Consider the following 4,444-nt stretch of genomic DNA (forward strand, 5'->3'; position numbering starts at 1 on the left):
ACTTCAACAGAAACGAATGGACCATTTTCAGAGCCATAATGTGTACCATCCTTTACTTCTGATAAATTAGGAATTGGTTTATTATCGAGTTCTTCAATAGCCCTATTTATCATGCTGTTACATGAACAACCAATAATACAATAATAATTAATAAGATAAAAAGTTTTTTCATTTTCTAATCTCACTTATTACATCTTTTAGATTATCAGCATTAACCCTAATACCACCATTTTCTAAAAGTTCAAGCGTATCTTTATCACCTATTGATAATTCCTTTTTCTCTTTATTTTGTCTTATTAAAGTTTTTCTAACCATTTTCATCATTAACAAATCCAAGCCTTTTAGTTTATCAAGATAAAAATCTCCTTGAAGAGTAAAAAGAGGAATACTTTCGTCTATTTTGTTAACCGTTCTAATCTTATTAATGTTTTCACCTGTTTGAGCCATTCCAACGGCACAGATAATTTTAAGATCAAAGTACTTTGCTGCCTTATTAAGGGAAAGGATGTTATCAGCTCTAACACAACCAATATATATTACTTTTGTCCCCTTTTCTAATTCTTTAATTGCTTTTGAAAGCTCATATACCTTTGCACCACATTTCTTTGCTAAAATTGCAGCGTACTTAGCACTACTTCCTGTTTTTGATCTATATATTATGTCGTACACTTTGTCCTCACAATTTAGCTAATAAACGTTAGCTAATATAGGCTAATAATCATTAGCTGTCAATAAAAAATATTTTTTTATACTCTTTTTATCTTTTTGTAAAGTTTACAATTGTATATGATAGTTCAATATGAAAGATTTAATTGAATATTTATCAAATAGAACCTATCCGGGACGTACAATTGCCGCAGGCATGACTGAAGACAATAAACTTTATATGGTTTATATTCTTCAAGGTAGAAGTGAAAATAGTAGGAATAGAGTATTAGTAAATATTGATAATACCATTCATACCTTTCCTAAAGACGAATCAAAAGTGCAAAATCGTGATTTAGTAATCTATAAAGCACTTCTTGAGGATGATGACTACATTTACCTTACAAATGGAGACCAAGGTGAAAGCATTAAAAACTGTGGTGACATTGAAGAAGGTATTAAGGAAAGAACTTTTGAAAACGACCCACCTATCTATACTTCTAGAATTGGTGCAATTTATTCAAAGAAGGAAAATGTATTAAAGTTCTTTATTATTAAAAAGGACTTAGAGCAAACCAAACGTATTATTTGGACATACAAATTAGTTCCAGGTTATGCTCACGTTATTCATACCTATGAAGAAGATCTCTCTTCTTTCTCATCAGATCCTGTCTTAATTAAAGTAACAGATAGTGATTTATTAAATATTTTTGATAATGAAAATACTATCTCATGCTTAGTTAAAGTTGATGATGATGTAAAAATTGTTAACAGAGGAGATCTATAATGGAAGAGTTAATTTTAAAGTACGGAATAAATCCAAATCAAAAGAAAGCATCCATTTCTCATCCTGAGCAACTCCCAATTAAAGTATTAAATGGAAAGGCAGGCTATATTAACCTTCTTGATGCTCTTAATGGATATCAATTAGTTAAAGAGCTAAAAATTGCAACAGGATACCCTGCTGCAACCTCCTTTAAGCACGTTTCCCCTGCAGGAGCTGCAATTGCAATTCCCTTAACAGATAAAGAAAAGAAAATGTACTTTGTCAGTGAAAAGACTAAATTATCACCATTAGCAACAGCTTACGTAAGAGCACGTGGGGCTGATAGAATGAGTTCTTTTGGTGATTTCATCTCACTATCAGATGTATGTGATGTATCAACAGCAAAGGTAATTAGCCGTGAAGTATCAGATGGTGTAATTGCTCCAGGATATGAAGCTGAAGCATTAGAGATTTTAAAAGCTAAGAAAAAAGGTGCTTATACAGTTATCGAAATTGATCCAAGCTACACTCCTGATGAGCAGGATGAGAGAAAGGTTTATGGAATTACTTTTAAGCAAGATAGAAATGATTACATTCCTACCTTTGAAGAGCTTGATAACATTAAAAGTGAAAATAAGAGTATTACAAAAGAAGCTAAGCTTGATTTAATTGTTGCTTTAATCTCACTTAAATATACGCAATCTAACTCTGTAATCTATGCTTATCATGGTCAAACTATCGGTGTTGGAGCAGGTCAACAATCACGCTTACACTGTACTAGACTTGCTGGAGATAAAGCTGATAGATGGAATTTAAGACAGTGTGATAGAGTTTTAAACCTTCCTTTTAAAAAGGAATTAACTCGCAATGAAAAGGATAATGTTATCGAACAATATCTTTCTGATGAACCAGAAATTGATATGTGTGCTTCATGGCAGGATCATTTTACAGAGGAAGTAAAGCCATTTACAAAAGCAGAGAAAAGGGAATACCTAAAGAGTATTAAAGGTATTTCTCTAGCATCTGATGCATTCTTCCCTTTCAGTGATAACGTATTAAGAGCAGCTGCTTCTGGTGTTGATTACATAACAGAACCAGGTGGCTCACTTAGAGATGATGAAGTAATTAGTACAGCTAATAGACTTGGAAAGGTCTTGATATTCAATAAGACTAGACTTTTTCACCACTAAATCGTAAAAGAACATCTTTTACAGATCCATGGATTATCGTATGAAGCTTATCTAGTATCATATGATAATCCTCTTCCATATTATTGCTTAGCCAATTACAAAGAATTCCAACACAGCCAAATGTATAGAAATCAAGGAGAATTTCTTTCTCTTTTGGCTTTACTATTATGTGGCTAAACTCCATTTCAATAATGTTAGAAATAATTGACTTAATAACATTTTGAAAAAACATAATAATATTTTTTTGATAATCAGAGTGGTAAATCCTAATTACAAGCACACGATTATCCAAAGCATAACGACAAGCTCTCTCTAAGCCTTCCTTCCAGTTATTTAACTTCTTATAATCAGCAATTACCTGACTACCTTCACTTTCAAAAATCCACTCAGTTAGAGCATATATATCTCTAAAATGGTAGTAAAAAGTATGCCTAGAAACACCTGCTTTTTTAGCAATCTCTTGAACAGTAATTTTTGATAAACTATTACTTTGAGCAAGTATTCTAAATGAATCAGCAATGGCTATTTTTGTTTCATCGGCCATCTTCTTTTCTCCTTTTAGTTATAAAATATCTTAGCATACCTTTTTCTCAACTACACCTAAATTACATATAATTTAGATAATTATTACATTTTTTATTACTATTATTTGGATATCCAATGGGTTTTATATCCCTTCTTTAATACAACTCCCTGTTGGATTTTGAATTCCCCTCATTTTTATTTGCTGCCTGTTTTTAACAGTGCAGCATTTTTTATCTATGTCCCATTTTGTTATGTTCTTTTTTAAGTTTTGAGCCAAAAAGAACCACAAAATGAGTAATTTTAACTCTAGTGTATCATTTTGACTCAAAAGGAATTTAAATTAATACGTTTTAAAAGTTACAAAAATATTAATTCTTTATATTTAAACAATTTAGTTAAGTTGGCATCCCTTATGCATTATATTTGGCATAACAAATAAGCAATATAAGGAGGCCACAAAATGGCAAACAATAATAATAATTCTTACAACGATTTCTTTGATACATTCTTTACAGTATCTAAATTCCCACCAGTAGACATCTATGAAAATAATAATGGTTATGTAATTACTGCAGAGCTTGCAGGCTATGATGAAGATAAGATTAATATCTATGCTGAAAAGCATGTACTTCATATTTCATCTCATGAAAATGAGAAGAAGGAAGATAAAGATAAGAAGTATCTAATAAGAGAAAGATCTGTTAAATCATTTGAAAGAAGCTTTACACTTCCAGAAGATGCAGAGGAAGAAAAGATTAGTGCATCTTACCAAAAAGGTATCTTAAGCGTATTTATTCCAAAGAAGCCTAAAGAAGAACCAAAGAAGATTGCAGTAAAGATTAACTAAGGAGGAAAAGACAATGAGATATTACTACGACCCAATTGATACAATTTTTAATTCTTTATTCGATACTTGGACAAGCACAGGAAAAAGATATCCAAGAGTAGATGTATATGAAACAGGAAATGCCTATGTAATCGAAGCAGAGGTTGCTGGCTATAGTGAAGATAAAATCAACTTAAGTGTTGATAAACACATTCTTACTATTAGTGCTGAAGAAGTAAAGAAAGAACTTAAGGAAGGAACGACTAAGATAGCAGAGGAGATTAATCTTCCTGCCTTTGAAAGAAGTTTCTCACTTCCTGAAGGCTCTGATGAAGAAAAGATTAGTGCTGACTACAAGAATGGTATTCTTCTTATCACAATTCCTAAGTCTGAAAAGGCTATTGCTAAGAGAATTGAAGTTAAGATTAACAAATAAATGCATGGATAATGCTTCACACACAAGAGGACAGCTTAAAAACTGTCCTTTTTTGT

Annotated in this window: 6 protein-coding genes; 4 read left to right on the top strand and 2 right to left on the bottom strand. The window is 31.5% G+C overall.

What is annotated here, in order from left to right:
- Positions 1–168: 168 nt before the first annotated feature.
- Positions 169–669: a flavodoxin domain-containing protein gene (locus SOY52_RS04315; protein WP_320847751.1), complete on the bottom strand. Its 501-nt coding sequence runs from the start codon at positions 667–669 to the stop codon at positions 169–171.
- A gap of 130 nt (positions 670–799) precedes the next feature.
- Between SOY52_RS04315 and SOY52_RS04320 the strand changes: the two genes are divergently transcribed.
- Both SOY52_RS04320 and SOY52_RS04325 read left to right on the top strand, forming a co-directional pair.
- Complete coding sequence (locus tag SOY52_RS04320) at positions 800–1,432, top strand: IMP cyclohydrolase (RefSeq protein ID WP_320847752.1); 633 nt, start codon at positions 800–802, stop codon at positions 1,430–1,432.
- Positions 1,432–2,601: a phosphoribosylaminoimidazolecarboxamide formyltransferase gene (locus SOY52_RS04325; protein ID WP_320847753.1), complete on the top strand. Its 1,170-nt coding sequence runs from the start codon at positions 1,432–1,434 to the stop codon at positions 2,599–2,601. The genes SOY52_RS04320 and SOY52_RS04325 overlap by 1 nt, the downstream gene beginning before the upstream one ends.
- On the opposite strand, the gene SOY52_RS04330 is transcribed toward SOY52_RS04325, so the two are convergent.
- Positions 2,582–3,145: a TetR/AcrR family transcriptional regulator gene (locus tag SOY52_RS04330; RefSeq protein WP_320847754.1), complete on the bottom strand. Its 564-nt coding sequence runs from the start codon at positions 3,143–3,145 to the stop codon at positions 2,582–2,584. The genes SOY52_RS04325 and SOY52_RS04330 overlap by 20 nt on opposite strands.
- Positions 3,146–3,586: 441 nt before the next feature.
- Here SOY52_RS04330 and SOY52_RS04335 point away from each other — a divergent pair, with 441 nt between their 5' ends.
- Both SOY52_RS04335 and SOY52_RS04340 read left to right on the top strand, forming a co-directional pair.
- Entirely contained in the window at positions 3,587–3,973 is a 387-nt protein-coding gene (locus SOY52_RS04335) for an Hsp20/alpha crystallin family protein (protein ID WP_320847755.1), read from the top strand.
- A 13-nt stretch (positions 3,974–3,986) separates the two neighbouring features.
- A complete protein-coding gene (locus SOY52_RS04340; RefSeq protein ID WP_320847756.1) occupies positions 3,987–4,388 on the top strand; it encodes an Hsp20/alpha crystallin family protein in 402 nt (133 codons plus the stop codon).
- The last annotated feature ends 56 nt before the right edge of the window (positions 4,389–4,444 follow it).

It is taken from the genome of Bullifex sp., assembly GCF_034103065.1.
Taxonomy (GTDB): domain Bacteria; phylum Spirochaetota; class Spirochaetia; order Sphaerochaetales; family Sphaerochaetaceae; genus Bullifex.